The following is a 15,380-nucleotide window of genomic DNA, read 5'->3' as shown; positions in this document are numbered from 1 at the left end:
CGAAAAGGAAGGCTCAAACGGCAAACCGCATGAATTTTATCTGGCCCATTGGTTAGCATCAGCTGTCATCGACAATGTAGGCCGGGCAAGCACCGACTAATCAAGGAAGAGGAGATGCAGCAATATGACGTTGCGGTATTAGGTTGGCGTTGTCGCAGTCCAGGACCACCTCGGCGTATCAGAAAGCGCGAAAAAGGATTGACCGTCTGTGCGGCGGGCTGATTTTGGCGTTGAGCTTACGGCAGTTGCCCCAAGCCGGAATTGAACATGAGAAAACTGGAGTGTCGGCTATCGGCCAGAAGCAGTCAGTCAGACGTTTGCTCGCAACAGTTCGAGCAGAAGTTTGAATGCAGGCTTAGGCTGTCTGCGACTCGGATAGTAAAGGTGATACCCCGTGACGACCGGACACCAGTCTTCCAGAACACGTACGAGACGGCCGTCGTGAACCTGTTGTTGGACGACATCCTCCGGCAGGTGCGCCAGCCCGACTCCAGCTAACGCGAAGTCCAGCATCATGGGGACTGTATTGCAGACCATCTGACCCTCCGCCCGAACTCTCACGTCACGTCCGCCCTTTTCAAAGGGCCAAGACCAGAGGCCCCCTGATGTCGGGAGGCGAAGATTGATTCCGACATGCAGGGTGAGGTCATGAGGCGTAACAGGCTTGGGCCTGCGCTTGAAGTAAGCAGGTGAACCCACCACAGCCTGCCGGAAATCAGGACCTATACGTACGCCGATCATGTCCTTGGCCACCTGCTCGCCCAAACGAATCCCTGCGTCGTAGCGTTGCTCGACGATATCGATCAAGCCGTAGTCGTTATTGATTTCGACCGCGATCTCGGGATAGTTCAGCATGAGCTTGCTGACCGCAGGAACCAGAATCGTCGCAGAGGCATGCTCTACCGAGCTGATCCGCAATGTCCCAGCGGGTTTCCCGCTTAATTCGGAGAGATCGGCCAGCCCAGCCTCAATGCCTTCGAAATGGGGGCCTATCGAGCCCAGCAATCGCTCGCCCGCCTCTGTGGGTGACACGCTTCGCGTGCTGCGAGTCAGCAATTGCACTCCCAACTGCTCTTCGAGCCGCCTCAGCGTCCGGCTCAAAGCCGGCTGTGAAGTGCCTAACTGGGCCGCCGCTTTGGTGAAGCTACGCTCGCGCGCGACCGTCAGGAATGCAACCAGGTCATTAACGGTGTCCCGCATAATTGATACCAAACTGATATAGGTCCATTCCGATCATACCCCCTAATCATTTGTGGGGTGCGCTGCTAGATTGGTTTTACATTCAGTTCGAGTCACTCACATGAATCCGATTTACGACTTCAACGGACAGGTAGCACTGGTAACCGGCGCGAGCGCAGGCATCGGTTTAGCTGCTGCACAAGCCTTTGCGAAAGCCGGGGCGAGCGTTGTGTTGGCGGACATCAACGAAGCTTTGCTGCAGAGCGAGGCCAGGAAACTGGTCGCTGCTGGATACAGAGTCAAGGCTATCACTTGCGATGTAGCCGACGAGACACAGGTGGCCAAGATGGTCGAGGACACTGTGGCTACCTACGGCCGGCTGGACATGGCCTTCAACAATGCGGGTATCGCCGGTCATTCCGGTGCATTGACCGCCGAGACCGCCGAGTCTTTCGACCGCCTGAACGCGATCAACCTGCGCGGTGTGTGGGCTTGCATGAAACACGAACTGGCCCTAATGGAACGTCAGGGCAGCGGCGCCATCGTGAACTGCTCGTCTTTGGGCGGACTGGTGGGACAGGCTGATCGCGCCGCCTATCACGCCACGAAACACGGGGTTATCGGCCTCACCAAAAGCGCTGGCGTCGAATATGCATCTCGCGGAATTCGAGTGAACGCCGTGTGCCCAGGCGTGATTGACGCCCCAATGTTTACGGATCTCCTTGAGCGCTCTCCAGAAGCGATGGAAGGCGTTAAACGCGACCAACCGATTGAGCGTTTAGGTCAACCGGACGAGATTGCAGCTGCCGTGCTCTGGTTGTGCAGCTCGGCAGCCAGCTTCGTCGTTGCGAGTGTATTGCCCGTCGATGGCGGTTTCACTGCCCACTAATTTGCAGATCGCAAATTCACTCACCCAGGAGTTCTCATGGACAGCAAAAAGCCGGTCTCCAACACAGACGTCTTCGGTTCAATCGGTCGTCGCCAGTTCGTGACCAAGGCCACGCTTGCCGGCGCTGTGTTGGCGGTCGGTGCTTCTGCATGGGCAGGCTCATCTACCCCGGAAGGTAATGTCCAGGACTCGAAAACACCTCGCAAAAGGAATCTAAAAATGACCAAGCGTCATCTCGGTGACCTCGAAGTCTCCGCCATTGGGGCAGGCTGCATGAGCATCAGTGCGAACTACGGCCCTCCTGCGGATATCGATCAGGGCATCCATACCCTTCGTACAGCCTTCGAAAACGGCGTCACCTTCTACGACACCGCTGAAGTATATGGCCCCTACACTAACGAAGAGCTGGTGGGCAAAGCGCTCAAGCCATTCCGTGACCAAGTAAAGATCGCAAGCAAATTTGGCTTTGCTATCGACGGCACTATTGCCTTGAACAGCCGTCCAGAACACATCAAAAAGGTCGTAGAGGAATCGCTCAAACGGTTGCAGACCGACCGTATCGACCTCTATTACCAGCACCGGGTCGATCCCAATGTACCGATTGAGGACGTCGCCGGCGCGATCAAGGATCTCATTGCCGAAGGCAAGATCCTGCATTTCGGCCTGTCGGAGGCCAGCGCGAAAACCATACGCCGGGCTCATGCCGTGCAGCCCGTGTCAGCCATCCAGACAGAGTATTCATTCTTCCATCGAGATCCTGAGCACAACGGCGTGCTCGCCGCCTGCCAGGAACTGGGCATAGGTTTCGTTCCATGGGCTCCGCTCGGGGAAGGCTACCTGACCGGAAAAATGGACGCGCATACCAAGTTCGATTCCAAGACCGATTTCCGAGGGACGTTCCCGCGCATGTTTCCTGAAAACATGAAGGCGAACATGCCGGTTGTGGACATTTTGAGGAGCGTTGCTTCTGCTAAAGGCGGCACGCCGGCCCAAATCGCCATTGCCTGGCTGCTTGCTCAGAAGCCTTGGATTGTTCCGATCCCCGGCACCCGCAGAGTCGATCACCTGACCGAGAACCTGGGTGCGCTGAACATCGAATTGACAAGCAGTGACCTTCTCGCGATGGAACAGCAGTATTCCAAATTGACAGTGCATGGTGAGCGTATGTCAGACATGCATATGCAGCAGATTGATCGGTCCTGAGAGGCCGATGTAGCGGCTTATCGGTCGGGTTCGCACACTGTGTTCCTGCCGTGCCTGCTTCTTGCCGTAAAGCGACAGAATGAAACGGAGACTCTCGATATGACCGAAGGATGCCGAGCATTTGAAGCGGTGATACGTGAACGTAGAGCCACCCGACAATTTCTTCCGACACCACTCACCTCTAAGCAGATCCGGGCGGTTTTAGCTGATGCCCAGAATGCCCCGTCCAACTGCAACACGCAGCCTTGGCTGGCTGAAACCCCCATCGAACGCCGGTATTGACGAACCACACTGGTCGGAGATCTGGATGAAAATCGCCCTCCGTGCCCTTCGTGCCCTACGTGGCGCAACGCTCGACTCGGTCCCCGGCACGGAGCCCGCTCCAGGGCGCTGCCGAGGACGCCGAGCGCTTGCGAAGGGCCGGGCCATATGTTTCGACAGGCTGCGCAGGTCAGACCTGAGCCATGCCACCGTCGACCGGCAGCTCGGCTCCGGTGATGTAACTGCTTTGGTCGCTTGCAAGGAACAGCGCGGCCGAGGCTATTTCATCTGCCCGCCCCATGCGTCCAAGCGGGATCAGCTTCGTCAGCGTCTCGCGCACCTCCTCGGACGCCGCCGCCATCATGGCGGTGTCGGTTGGCCCTGGGGCCACCACGTTGACGCGGATGTTACGGGTAGCCAGCTCATTGGCCCAGGTTCGCGCGAATGAGCGTACAGCGGCCTTGGTCGCTCCATAGACGCCATAGCCTTTGGTGCCGATCGCATCGGCAATTGAGCCTACCAGCACGATTGAACCACCATCCGGCATGATCGCCGTTGCGGCCTTGGCGGCAAAAAGCAGCGCACGCACGTTGAGGTCGAACGTCCTGTCAAAATGATCCTCGCTGATGTCATCGAGTGTCGCGAACTCGGAGATGCCGGCGTTGACGACGAGCACATCCACCCGTCCCGCCTCGCTGCTCACCGCCTCGAAGAAGGCAGCGAGCGCCGTCAAATCTGAAGCATCGACGCGACGAGGGCACAGCCTGCCGGCACCAAGCTCGACGCCTCCCTCTTCGGCGCGACGACTTGTGGCGTAAACGGTCGCCCCTTCCGTCGCGAATCGTTCTGCGATAGCACCACCAATACCACCATGACCACCGACCACTACCGCAATTTTGTCTGAAAGAGTGCTCATACGTCCTCCCATCGTGAATGATGACGAACAAGCTATCATTCTTATATCTAATCACAAGAACGCACCTGATGGTGCTTAGATATCGAGGTGTATACCCATGTCCAAAGACGTTCTCGAACTGCCGCTCGATGTCACCGCGACGCGGCCTATTCTCGAACATATCGCCAATAAGTGGACGGTGCTGATCCTGAGTGTCCTTTGCACGCAACCGGCACGGTTCAACGATCTCAAGCGCCGGCTTGATGGCATTACCCACAAGGCGTTGGCTGACGCATTGAAGCGTCTGGAGCGCAACGGCCTCATCAGTCGAAAAGTGCTGCCGACGCGGCCAATCGGCGTCGAGTACACCATTACCGACCTTGGCTGCTCACTACGCGAACCATTCGCCGCCCTTTACAACTGGTCTCTTGCCTACGGTCCCGCGCTGGAAAGAGCGCAACTTGCATATGACACATCAAGAAAGAACGAAGTGTTGGAAGAGGACATTTAACAACAGAGGGCATGCGGCTTTCTCTGCACATGTTCACCAAGTGCGATCACTGCGACCTGGATGCTAAAGGCTCCTGAACGTTTCCGTCACGAGCTATAGCGTGCTTGATGAGAAGGTCTTGAAGATCAGCCTACGTGAAGGGGTCGTGCAGATTTACCCCCAGCATATCGTTGTCTAAACAAATCAGCACTCAGCGTGGAGGGTGCCAAGCCGAAGAGCGAGTCGTATTGAGCTAGATTCAGCAAGCATCCAAGATATCCCGTTCAGCCGCCAACCCACTCAACCACAAGGACACCCATGCTCACTTCTCTTGTGCTGCAGGGCCAGCCGGCCACACCCGAACCATCCGAAGCGTTGGTTCCGTGGTGGAGTTTCACGAAGACGGTTCTGGCTGCTACAGCGCTTTCACTGGTGCGTGACGGGTTGGTTGAATTGGATAGGACGGTTCTCGGCCAGCGTTTTACGTTGCGCCAGTTGCTGCGGCATGAGGCGGGCCTGGCCGATTACGGCGAACTTGCGGAGTATCACGCCGCCGTTGCGAATGAAGAACGCGCCTGGTCGGCAGACGAAATGATGCAACGCCTTGACGGCCTTCGCCTTCGATACGAACCCGGGACGGGCTGGCGCTACTCCAACGTGGGCTATTTGCTGATTGGCAGGCTTATCGAACAGCTGACTGACCTGCCCCTTGAGCAAGCCGTGACTCAGCGAGCACTGACACCTCTCGGGCTGTCTGACGTCCGCTTTGCGAGAACGCAGGCAGACCTGCAAACGACGGTGCCCGGAATCCCCGCAGATTACGATCCTGCCTGGGTTTACCACGGGTTGCTCATCGGTTCCGTGTCGCACGCAGCGCTGTTCCTGGATCGACTTTTCCACGCAAATCTGATTTCCCGCGAATTGCTCGAGCAGATGCAAACAGCACGAGCGCTGGGCGGCCCGATCGATGGACGACCCTGGATCAGCCCGGGTTACGGCCTGGGCGTCATGAAAGGATCAGTCGGCGGCGGACTGTCTCTCTGTGGACACACAGGATGCGGACCGGGCAGTGTCATCGCCGTTTACCGCGTGGTCGACGGAGATACGTCGGCCTGCTGTGCTGCATTTGACGCAGGCGTCACTGAGGGAGATGTTGAAAACTTCGTGACCGAGCGACTGATAAACGCTGTGCGATCGCACGCGACCTGAGGTCACTGTCATCTGCCGCGGCACCTGGGCGATGCCTGGGAGCGAAGACCCTCGCTCCCGCCGCAAACCAAGGCGTTCCATGCCCATCGCGCAGAAGGCTCAGCGATTCGACCAACCCTCCACGGTGCGTACCAGCTCGGTGAGGTCGCGTCCGCCGCCGTCCTGTTGTGCGGCCACGTTCCACAGTTGTCGCGCCGCGTTGCCCAGCCACATCGGCACGCCCAGCGCCTGGCACTCCTCGACGGCCAGGCCGACGTCCTTGCACACGCTTGAAATCGGGAAGCCAAAGTCGAACGTGCCGGGCAGAACGTGCTTGGGAAATTTGTCCATCGTCGCGCCGTTCTTGCCGCTGCCCGCGTTGATCACCGCCATCATGACTTCGGGGTCCAGGCCGCCTTTCACGCCTGCGACGTAGGCTTCGCTGGTGATGGCGAACGCGGTGGTCGAGAGCATGTTGTTGAGCAGCTTGAGCAACTGTCCCTGCCCCGGCAATTCGCCGACGATGAACACTTTGCCGAACACGTCGAACAGCCCACGCACTCGCTCGACTGCCGCCGGTTTGCCCGCGACCATCAGCGCCAGCGTGCCCTTGTTCGCGCCCGCTGCGCCGCCACTGACAGGCGCGTCAACGGTGTCGATGCCTCTCGCAGCCAACCCTTCGGCGACTTCCTGCTCGGCCCGGGAGCCGACGGTGGAAAGGTCCACCAGAATGCGCACCGTATTGCCCTCGATGATCCCGTCGGCGCCCAGTGCCACGGCCTTGAAAATCGCCGGGCTCGGCAGGCTGGTGAAGACGATTTCGGCGCTGTCGGCCACTTCCCGAACGCTGCCCGCGACCCGCGCACCCAGGGCGCCGAGCTCATCCAGCGCGCCTTGATCCTTGTCGTAAATCACCAGCGAATGGCCCTGCTCCAGAAGTCGGCGCGCCATCGGCCGCCCCATGACGCCAACGCCGACGAAGCCCAGTGGTTGATTGCTCATGATGGTTTCCTGCCTGTCAGAGACTCGCCAGGCGCATCAGCGCACCGGCATCGTTTGAGTGTTCCAGTTTCCACAACGCGTCTATCAACGGTTGCGGTTCGCACCCTGAACGGCCATAGGCCGCGAGGTCGCGCAGTTTGTCTTCGAGAAAATGATCACTGAGCGGCGCGTCGAGGCTGCCGAGGGAAACGTCGAGGGTTCGGGTGAGGACCGAGCCCGAGTGAAAGACGATCCGCACCTGTGCCGACTCCACCGGATAATCGGCGTCGTCCACGAACTGCAAGCGCCCGTACAGCGCGCGCAGCCGTTGATCACTGACCGCTGCGTCGCTGAATTCGGCCAGCCCCGCCCTGCCCGTCGCCAGGCTGACGGCCACGGCATGTTGCGCGCTGACCTGGGATTGTCGACCCAAGCGTATGTCGGGCCGATCCGTGCGTTGACGCAATAACGGATGCCCCGTGAGTTCGATGCGCTCGATGTCTTCGAGCGCCCAAGTGCGATCCCGCGCCAGTTCGAGGCATGCCTGGATGACCGGGTTGAGCACCACACCGCAGGGATAAGGCTTGTAGGTGTTGGCCGACAAGGCCCAGCGCTCGCCCAGCCCGGTGTTGATTTCGTCCAGCCGTGGCTGCTCACCGAAGACGTTCAGAAAGCCCCGTTCCCCCTCCAGCGGCTGATCTGGCCCGGCGAATCCGTCTTGCGCCAGCAAGGCCGAGAGCAGGCCATTGCGCGCGGCGTTGCCGACGCCGATGCTCTTGGCCGCGCTGCCGAGGGTTTCCACCAGTCCGCTGGCCTGTGCGCTGGCGTTGCCGAACGCCCACACCAGTTGCCGTGCATCGAGGCCCAAGACCTTGCCGACGCAGGCAGCCGCGCCAAACACGCCGCAGGTCGAGGTGATGTGCCAACCGCGCCGGTAGTGTTCGGGGGAAATGGCCACGGCGATGCGGCACTCGACTTCGACGCCCAGCACGAACGCCAACAGCAGTTGCTCGCCGCCGATCACGCGGGTTTCCGCCAGGGCGAACAGCGCTGCGGCCACGGGCGCCGTGGGGTGCAGGATCGTCGGAATGTGCGTGTCGTCGTAGTCGAAAACGTTGGCGCTCATGGCGTTCAGCGACGCCGCGTTGAGCATGTCCATGACCTCGGCGCGACCTATGACGTGAGCCTCGTCACCCGCGTTGAAGCGCGAAAACAGCGTGGCGGCCTTGGCCACGTCCGGGTCGCTGCAGCCTGCCAGAGACACTGCGAAATAATTGACCAGCGCGCGATGGGCTTCGTGTCGTACGTGGGCGGGAATGTCCGACCAAGTCGCACGTTCGATGAAGTCCGCGAGTTGATGGCTAAGGGTTTGAGTCATGGGGTATCCATTTTCTGAAGTCAGACGCTGTCACCACTGCGGGCGCTTTGGTTTGCACGGCTCATCCCGCCATCCACCCATCGTCCACCGGCAGCGTCGCGCCGGTGATCGAGCTGGCCGATTCGCTGCACAGGTAGACGATCAGATCGGCCACGTGACTGGCCTCGATGAAGCGCCCGGTGGCCTGTTTGCCATGCAGGAATTCCACGGTCGCGGTCTGCCGGTCGAGCTGCTTTTCCGACATCAGCGCGGTCAGTCGGCTTTCGATGTTTGGGGTCAGCACCGAGCCAGGGCACACGGCGTTACAGGTGATGCCCTGCCCTTGAGTTTCCACCGCCACGGCGCGGGTCAGGCCCAGCAGCGCGGTCTTGGTGGTCACGTAATCGATGCGGTTGGCGATGGCCCGCGAACCGTAGGCGGACGACAGATTGAAAATCCGCCCCCACCGGCGTTCGCGCATGCCCGGCAACACCCGCTGAATCGCCAGAAACGCCGCCGTGACATTCACCGCCAGGGCCTGATCCCAACGCGCGAGAGGGAATTCTTCGACTGGGGCAAAATGTCGAATCACCGCATTGTTCACCAGCACGTCGACCCGCCCTGCCGATGCAATCAACGCCTCGACACCCGCTGGCGTGGACAGGTCCGCGCGCACATAGCGCACCTGCACATCGTGGGCGCGCATCAGGTCCTCACAGGCCTGGCGCACCGTGTCAGGCGCAGCCAGACCGTGCAAGACCACGTCGTACCCCGCTGCGGCCAGGCCTGTGCCCATCGCCAGCCCGAGACCGTCCGACGACCCCGTCACCAGTGCCGTGCGCCCATTCATACGCCGGCTCCGTGGGCGTCGATGCGCACTGCGAACGAAGGATCGCTCGCGTCAACCGGCGCGAAGCGATTCATCACGTCTGGGTCATGACCGGGAATTACCACCGCCCCGGGGCGCTGCAACCATTCGCGAATGCGTTCGTAACCCCGATACATGTCCGCCAGGCTGTCGAGCACCGCGAACGGCCGGTCCTGCTCCAGTTCGTCGTAATAGTGAATGGCGTCCGAAGCGAGGATCACCGGGCCTTCAGGCATTTCCACCACCACAGCCATCTGCCCCGGCGTGTGGCCGCCGAGTTCGTACAGTTCGATGCCTGGAATCAGCGTGTTCTGCGGCGCGTCGAGCAATGTGATGCGGCCTTCGCGGTGCAGCGCCTGAATGCGTTCGATGTCGAGCGGGTCGATGTGGTGGCCGTACTGCGGGCGCTTGCCCATGTCGGTACCCCAGAATTCGAACTCCTTGCGCGACATGACAATGTTCGCGTTGGGGTACAGGCCCAGGTTCCCGGCGTGGTCGTAATGGGCGTGAGTCAGCACCAGCAATTTGACGTCTTTGGGGTCGATGCCGAGCCGGGCCAATGCATCCGCAGGCGCGACGACGGGTTGCCGTTTACGGGCGATGGCCGCTTCCGGGCTGAAACCGGTGTCGATGACGATGGTCTGCTCGGCGCTGCGGAAGATCCAGAAAAAATAGTCCATGGTCATCTCCGCATCCGGTTCGCGGTAGGCGCGGAAGTTGTAATAGCACTCGCTTTTGGTGGTCTGCCGGGTGCCGTACCGCACCACGATCACTTCGGGGTCGGTCCAGTCCGGTCTCACGGTCGATGGCGTGTTCATGGGAAAACTCCAGATAAGGTCGGTGTTCAGGGCTTGATTTCTTGCGGCATTTCCTGGGACGCAGCCACCGGCAGCGGCGCCGTGGCAATGTCTTCCAGGGACCGATTCTTGGTTTCCGGGCCGATGGAGCCGACGATCACGGCTTGCAGCAACAGAGTGCCGACGATCAGCGTGATCACCCCGACGATGCCGAAACCGGCGAACACCGAGGCGATGGCGTACGGCACGAGGATGTTCACGCCGCGCCCGATGGCGTTGCACAACCCGGCACCGCGCAGGCGCAGCTCGGTGGGAAACAGCTCCGGCACGTAACTGGCCACGCTCAACGACGACAGGACGTAGATGCAGGCGGTGATGGCGAAGCCGGCAGCGATGATCGCGGTTTCCGATTCGGCGAACGGATAGCTGACGCCGAAGCCAATCCCCACCAGCGAAAACAGGACGATCCCCCATTTGCGCCCCAGTCGCTCGGCCAGCGCAAAGGCGATCAGCGAGCCCAGCGGCCCGCCGGCGAACATCAGCGTGGTCAGGCCCAGCGAGTTGGACACGCTGTGGCCCTGCTGCACCAGAAAGGTCGGGATCCAGCTGACGAATGCGTAGTTAACCGTGAACAGCGCGACCAGCACGGTGATGCCGGTGATCGTGCGGGTCAGCAGCCGCCGGGAAAACAGGTCGCGTATCCGGGCTGGCGAAGTGTCGACGGTCGAGGTGATCTGCACGGCCGGGGCACGGCCGTGGACCACGCCGCATCGCGCTTCGATGGTGGCGACGATCTTTTCGGCCTCTGCCTGCCGCCCTTTTGACGCCAGCCAGCGCGGCGATTCGGGCATGTTTTTGCGCAGGAACCAGACGATCAACGCTCCCACCCCGGCGATGGCAAACATCCAGCGCCAGCCGAAACGGGGAATAATCAGCCATCCGAGGAACGCCGCTAGAAACAGCGAAGTATTGATGATCAGGTTGAGAATGGTGCCGAAGCGACCGCGCCAGGCGGCGGGGATGAATTCGCTGAGGGTGCCGTAACCCACGACGATCTCGGCGCCCATGCCGACGCCCATCACCAGTCGGAAGAAGATCAGCCAGTACATGTTCGGGGCCAGCGCGGCGGCAATCGAGGCGAAGCCGTAGATGCCGAGGTTGAACTGATAGGTGAATCGACGCCCGAAGCGATCGCCCAGTACGCCCGACAGCCACGCCCCCGCCATCATGCCGATGAACGTCACCGAGACGAAGGTGGCGTTCAGCGCCAGTGTCGATTCATGGCTGTTGATCAGTGCGGCGAGCACTGAGCCGGCGATGTAAATGTCGAACGAGTCGAAAAACATCCCGGCCGCGATCAGACCGAGCAAACGGTAGTGAAAGCCCGACAGTGACAGCCGATCCAGGCGCAGACCAATGCTGGATACTGCGTTCATGTGCGTTCCTCTTCGTTATTGTTATAGGAATCCGGGGCGCAGCGTTATCGAGGAGGATTGCGCGCCGCATCCAGCGCCTGCTCCAGCAACGGCGCGGCCAGCTGGGCGCCATGGATGCCGATGACACTGACGATCTCCAGCATTTCCATGATCTCTTCTTTCGTTGCGCCGTAACGCAGTGCGTTGCGCATGTGCAGCTTGAGGCCCGGCACGTAGAGGTGCGTGGCGGCAGCGTCGAACGCGCAATACATCAGCTCCTTGACCTTGGGCTCCAGCACGCCGGTGCGCCAAGGCACCGAGGAAAACTCGACGTAGGTCTCGAACATGTCCGGGTCCAGTTCCAGCAGGCCCTCCCAGGACGGATGCCAATAGCCCCGGTTTTCGATGAAGCTCGCCTTGAGCGCTTCGCGCCGCGCATCCAAGGGTTCTGGGCCAGTGCGCATGCCCTCTTCTTCCAGCACTTCCAGCAACACCGGCACGCCGACGTTGGAGGCGTGAATGCCGACCGTGCTGATCAGTTCCAGCACCTCGGTCAGCTCCTCGCGGGTCGCGCCGTGCTGAATGGCCGCCTGAATGTGTTCCTGAATGCCGGGTAGGAACAGGTGCGTGGCGTTGGCACTGGCGACGAGGGCAATGAACGACTTGACCTTGTCTGGCAGGTGATTCTTCTGCCACGGCACTGAGGCGAAACCGGCGTAGGCTTCGACAAAGCCGGGGTCCAGACGCAGCAGACTGTCCCAGCCGGCATTCCAGGTGCCGTAACGTTCAAACGCGGCTTTGGCCTGTTGTTGTTTTTCGGTGAGGCTCATGGTGCTTCTGTCTCCTCAATGTTCTGTTGGCGGTCGCATGCGGTGTGTCTGACGCTCCACGGTTGCCTGATGTTGCTGCCGCTGCGCGCCAGATCGCGAGCAAGGTGGAGCGCTACCCCGGTACTCCTACGGCCTCCGGCCAGAATCAAAAGCTTGAATCACACCTCACTCTGCTTCTGCCGCAGGCGTAGGAGCGTGGCTTGTCCCGCGATCGGCCGCGAAGCGGTCGTGAAACCATGCGACCCGGTCGTATCAGTCAGATCGCGTGCCCAGGATTGGCTGCCGGTCCCCGGCAGATCGCGGGACAAGCCACGCTCCTACAGTGAACAGCCCGTACTACTCAATCCGCCCCACGCAGATAATCCACATCCGCCACCGCTTCCTGCCACACGGTCTTGCCGATGGAGGTGGCGGTGTGGACCATGAAGTTGGTGGTATTGGCGCCATGCCAGTGCCGCTCATTGGGTCCGATCCACACGGTGTCGCCCTGACGGATGGGCTGTGGCTCGCTGCCTTCCAGACAGATCCAGCCGCTGCCCGACGTCACGTACAGCACCTGCCCCTGTTCGTGGTAATGCCAGTAAGTGCGCGCGCCGGGGTTGAACGAGACGTTGTTGATGGTCACCCCATCCGTAGTGGGCATGACCGGGTCGGCCCAGACCACGCCGGTGAACGTCGCGCCACGCTGTTCGGAAATCGCGCCTTCGACAGCGCCGTGAAAAACCTTCATGCCTTGTCTCCTTCGTTGTTCGTTGTGGCCGATTCGTGCAGGCGTACTCCACCGGACAGGTCGCCGATGGCGTCCACCACGCGGTTGCTGATGAGGTCGCCGTAGCCGAGCGCCGTTTGCAGGCCGAAGCTGGCCAGCGGACCCGATGCATTGAGCGAGGCGACGCCCAGTTCGCGGACGCGGTCGAGGTACAGGACCACGTCCTTGGTCATCAACTTGCCGGTCAGGCCGCCTTCGAGGTAGTTGCCATCGACGATGTGCGGGAAGCGGTTGAGCGTGGCGAAATTCACCCCACTGCTGCTGTTCAACACGTCGAGCAAACGATGCAGGTCGAGGCCCGCCTTCTTGCCAGCGACCATGACCTCGGCCGTGGCTGCCAGGCTGACGGCATTGAGGAAGTTGTTCAGCAGTTTGGTGGTGTGGCCGGCGCCGCTTTCGCCCATCAGGAACACCTTGCTGGCGATGGGTTCGAACACCCAGGCCAGGGCATCGACAGTCGCGCTGTCGCCTCCGACCATCAAGGTCAGCGCGCCCTTTTCCGCCGCCGCCGCGCCGCCGGAAATCCCGGCGTCGACGTACTGCACGCCGCGCTCGGCGAACAGCCCGTGCAGGCGCATCGTCGAACTCGCCGCCGCGGTGCTCAAATCAACGATCACTTGCCCCTCGCGACACTGCGCCAGGAGTCCGTTCGGCCCTTCGACGACGGCCTCGACCACCTTGCTGTCCGGCAGCGACAGCAGCACCACGCCGGCCTCGGCCGCCACGTCGGCGAGCGATTGCGCTACCTGTGCGCCAGCGGCCCTGACCCGCTCGGCGTCGGTGTCATAGCCGAGCACGCTCAGCCCGGCGTTCACCAGGCAGCGCGTCATGCGCCCGCCCATGTTGCCCAGACCGATGAAACCCACGGTTTTGCTATTCACGACAGCGCTCCTCACGTGCAGAGAGTTCTAGAAATCCACGTCTTTGGTTTCCGGCCCCATGTAGGCGCCGATGGTCGCGATCACGCCGCCGATCACCAGCAGCACGGCCGGGGTCACGGTGAACGGCATGAACTCGCCGAGCCAGGCCATGTAGAAGGCGTAGAACGACGGGATGATCACTGACAGGCTGAACCCGACACCGAAACCGGTGGCGCGCACGTCGGTCACGAACCGCTCGTTGATGTAGGTCACGATCACGCCCCACGGCGCGGTCACCAGCACCGACAACACGCAGACCAGCGTGATGATCACCGGCAGCGTGAGCCCCTGGACGTTGGCCAGGACGTACATGATCGCGGCGCCCAGCGTGGCGATGATCGGACCGAGAATGATGAAGAAGCGCCGGCGGCCGATCTTCTGCCCGATCATGCCGGACGCGATGTAACTGAAGAACAGCACCGAATACGCGATCAGCAGCGTACCGGTGACCTCCATGCCCGAAAGGTGCAAGGTGTTGCGCAGCAGGCCGGTGGGCAGAAAGATGGTGATGATGTTCTGGGTCAGCCAGAAGCCGGTCATCATCAGCAGCACTTGCAGCAGGTTGCGCCCGCTCTTGCCCCGCAGCAGATCGGTGAGCGGCAGCTTCTCGCGGGGTTTGTTGCCCGCTTCGCTTTCCCAGATTTCCGACTCCGACACCGCGTAGACGTAATACAGCGCCAACACACCTGCCAGCACGGCACCGATCACGAACGGAATGCGCCAGCCCCATTGCACGTAAGGCGAGCCGGGGCCATCGAGGGGGAACAGCATGAACATCAGCATCGCCACCAGGTTGATGCTGACGTAGGCCAACGGGAAGCCGGCGATGATCAAGCCGCCAACGAACCCGCGTTGATGCTTTTTCGAATACTCGATCGCCAGCGGCATCGCACCGGTGTACCCGCCGCCGAGGAAAATGCCGTCGACGAAACGCAGCAGCACCAGCAACCAGTACGACGCAATGCCGATGCTTTCATAACCGGGCAGCAGCGCGATCAGCAGCGTGACCACGCCGAAGCCGGACACCGAGTAGATCGACGCCATGCGCCGCCCGGTCTTGTCAGCGATCATGCCGAACAGCAAGGCGCCGATGGGGCGGCCCAGCAGCGTGGTGATGAACACCAGCGAGGCCAGAATCGCCGCCATGCCGGGCGACAGTTGCGCGGGCTGGAAATAGAACAACACCGGGGACAACACCACCACCGGCAAGTAGATGTCGAACATGTCGATGTATTCGGAGAAAAACGCGCCCTTGATGGCGTTCCTTCTCTTCTTCTCGATCGACTGTTCGGTTTCAGCCGCCGATCTGGCTGGGGCGTAGGTGCTCATGACGTTTTC

16 protein-coding genes are annotated in these 15,380 nt (G+C 61.1%); 5 read left to right on the top strand and 11 right to left on the bottom strand.

Annotated elements, in window-relative coordinates; translation table 11 throughout:
• Window positions 1-309: 309 nt before the first annotated feature.
• Window positions 310-1,203 carry a LysR family transcriptional regulator gene (locus QRN36_RS14260; RefSeq protein ID WP_373568753.1) on the bottom strand — a complete coding sequence of 298 codons (894 nt, stop codon included), beginning with the start codon at window positions 1,201-1,203 and terminating at the stop codon, window positions 310-312.
• Window positions 1,204-1,300: 97 nt separating this feature from the next.
• Here QRN36_RS14260 and QRN36_RS14255 point away from each other — a divergent pair, with 97 nt between their 5' ends.
• The 3 genes from QRN36_RS14255 (at window position 1,301) to QRN36_RS14245 (ending at window position 3,553) form a co-directional block, all read left to right on the top strand.
• A complete protein-coding gene (locus tag QRN36_RS14255; protein ID WP_285424621.1) occupies window positions 1,301-2,068 on the top strand; it encodes an SDR family oxidoreductase in 768 nt (255 codons plus the stop codon).
• Window positions 2,069-2,287: 219 nt separating this feature from the next.
• Window positions 2,288-3,271: an aldo/keto reductase gene (locus QRN36_RS14250; RefSeq protein WP_285424809.1), complete on the top strand. Its 984-nt coding sequence runs from the start codon at window positions 2,288-2,290 to the stop codon at window positions 3,269-3,271.
• Window positions 3,272-3,370: 99 nt separating this feature from the next.
• The gene (locus QRN36_RS14245; protein ID WP_285424620.1) at window positions 3,371-3,553 is read left to right on the top strand and encodes a nitroreductase family protein; all 183 of its coding nucleotides are present in this window, start codon (window positions 3,371-3,373) and stop codon (window positions 3,551-3,553) included.
• A gap of 169 nt (window positions 3,554-3,722) precedes the next feature.
• Here QRN36_RS14245 and QRN36_RS14240 read toward each other — a convergent pair whose 3' ends face one another.
• A complete protein-coding gene (locus tag QRN36_RS14240; protein ID WP_285424619.1) occupies window positions 3,723-4,448 on the bottom strand; it encodes an SDR family NAD(P)-dependent oxidoreductase in 726 nt (241 codons plus the stop codon).
• Between the two features lie 97 nt (window positions 4,449-4,545).
• Between QRN36_RS14240 and QRN36_RS14235 the strand changes: the two genes are divergently transcribed.
• Complete coding sequence (locus QRN36_RS14235; RefSeq protein ID WP_285424618.1) at window positions 4,546-4,938, top strand: helix-turn-helix domain-containing protein; 393 nt, start codon at window positions 4,546-4,548, stop codon at window positions 4,936-4,938.
• 297 nt (window positions 4,939-5,235) lie between these two features.
• Window positions 5,236-6,126 carry a serine hydrolase gene (locus QRN36_RS14230; RefSeq protein WP_285424617.1) on the top strand — a complete coding sequence of 297 codons (891 nt, stop codon included), beginning with the start codon at window positions 5,236-5,238 and terminating at the stop codon, window positions 6,124-6,126.
• Window positions 6,127-6,225: 99 nt separating this feature from the next.
• Here the strand turns inward: QRN36_RS14230 and QRN36_RS14225 are convergent, their stop codons facing one another.
• From QRN36_RS14225 to QRN36_RS14185, 9 genes are all read right to left on the bottom strand, one after another.
• Window positions 6,226-7,107 carry an NAD(P)-dependent oxidoreductase gene (locus QRN36_RS14225; protein ID WP_285424616.1) on the bottom strand — a complete coding sequence of 294 codons (882 nt, stop codon included), beginning with the start codon at window positions 7,105-7,107 and terminating at the stop codon, window positions 6,226-6,228.
• A 16-nt stretch (window positions 7,108-7,123) separates the two neighbouring features.
• Window positions 7,124-8,464: an MmgE/PrpD family protein gene (locus tag QRN36_RS14220; RefSeq protein WP_285424615.1), complete on the bottom strand. Its 1,341-nt coding sequence runs from the start codon at window positions 8,462-8,464 to the stop codon at window positions 7,124-7,126.
• Between the two features lie 61 nt (window positions 8,465-8,525).
• Window positions 8,526-9,293, bottom strand: a complete 768-nt coding sequence (locus QRN36_RS14215) for an SDR family NAD(P)-dependent oxidoreductase (protein WP_285424614.1) — start codon at window positions 9,291-9,293, stop codon at window positions 8,526-8,528.
• Window positions 9,290-10,129 carry an N-acyl homoserine lactonase family protein gene (locus QRN36_RS14210; protein WP_285424613.1) on the bottom strand — a complete coding sequence of 280 codons (840 nt, stop codon included), beginning with the start codon at window positions 10,127-10,129 and terminating at the stop codon, window positions 9,290-9,292. Before QRN36_RS14210 ends, QRN36_RS14215 begins: the two co-directional genes overlap by 4 nt.
• 26 nt (window positions 10,130-10,155) lie before the next feature.
• Window positions 10,156-11,544: an MFS transporter gene (locus tag QRN36_RS14205; RefSeq protein ID WP_285424612.1), complete on the bottom strand. Its 1,389-nt coding sequence runs from the start codon at window positions 11,542-11,544 to the stop codon at window positions 10,156-10,158.
• A gap of 44 nt (window positions 11,545-11,588) precedes the next feature.
• Window positions 11,589-12,353: a carboxymuconolactone decarboxylase family protein gene (locus QRN36_RS14200; RefSeq protein WP_285424610.1), complete on the bottom strand. Its 765-nt coding sequence runs from the start codon at window positions 12,351-12,353 to the stop codon at window positions 11,589-11,591.
• A 340-nt stretch (window positions 12,354-12,693) separates the two neighbouring features.
• Window positions 12,694-13,083: a cupin domain-containing protein gene (locus QRN36_RS14195; RefSeq protein WP_285424609.1), complete on the bottom strand. Its 390-nt coding sequence runs from the start codon at window positions 13,081-13,083 to the stop codon at window positions 12,694-12,696.
• Complete coding sequence (locus QRN36_RS14190) at window positions 13,080-14,003, bottom strand: NAD(P)-dependent oxidoreductase (RefSeq protein ID WP_285424608.1); 924 nt, start codon at window positions 14,001-14,003, stop codon at window positions 13,080-13,082. Before QRN36_RS14190 ends, QRN36_RS14195 begins: the two co-directional genes overlap by 4 nt.
• Before the next feature lie 27 nt (window positions 14,004-14,030).
• Window positions 14,031-15,371, bottom strand: a complete 1,341-nt coding sequence (locus tag QRN36_RS14185; protein ID WP_285424607.1) for an MFS transporter — start codon at window positions 15,369-15,371, stop codon at window positions 14,031-14,033.
• Between the last annotated feature and the right edge of the window lie 9 nt (window positions 15,372-15,380).

It is taken from the genome of Pseudomonas sp. efr-133-TYG-103a, from assembly GCF_030209235.1.
In the GTDB taxonomy this organism is placed as follows: domain Bacteria; phylum Pseudomonadota; class Gammaproteobacteria; order Pseudomonadales; family Pseudomonadaceae; genus Aquipseudomonas.
This window is presented reverse-complemented; position numbering and strand designations above follow the sequence as displayed.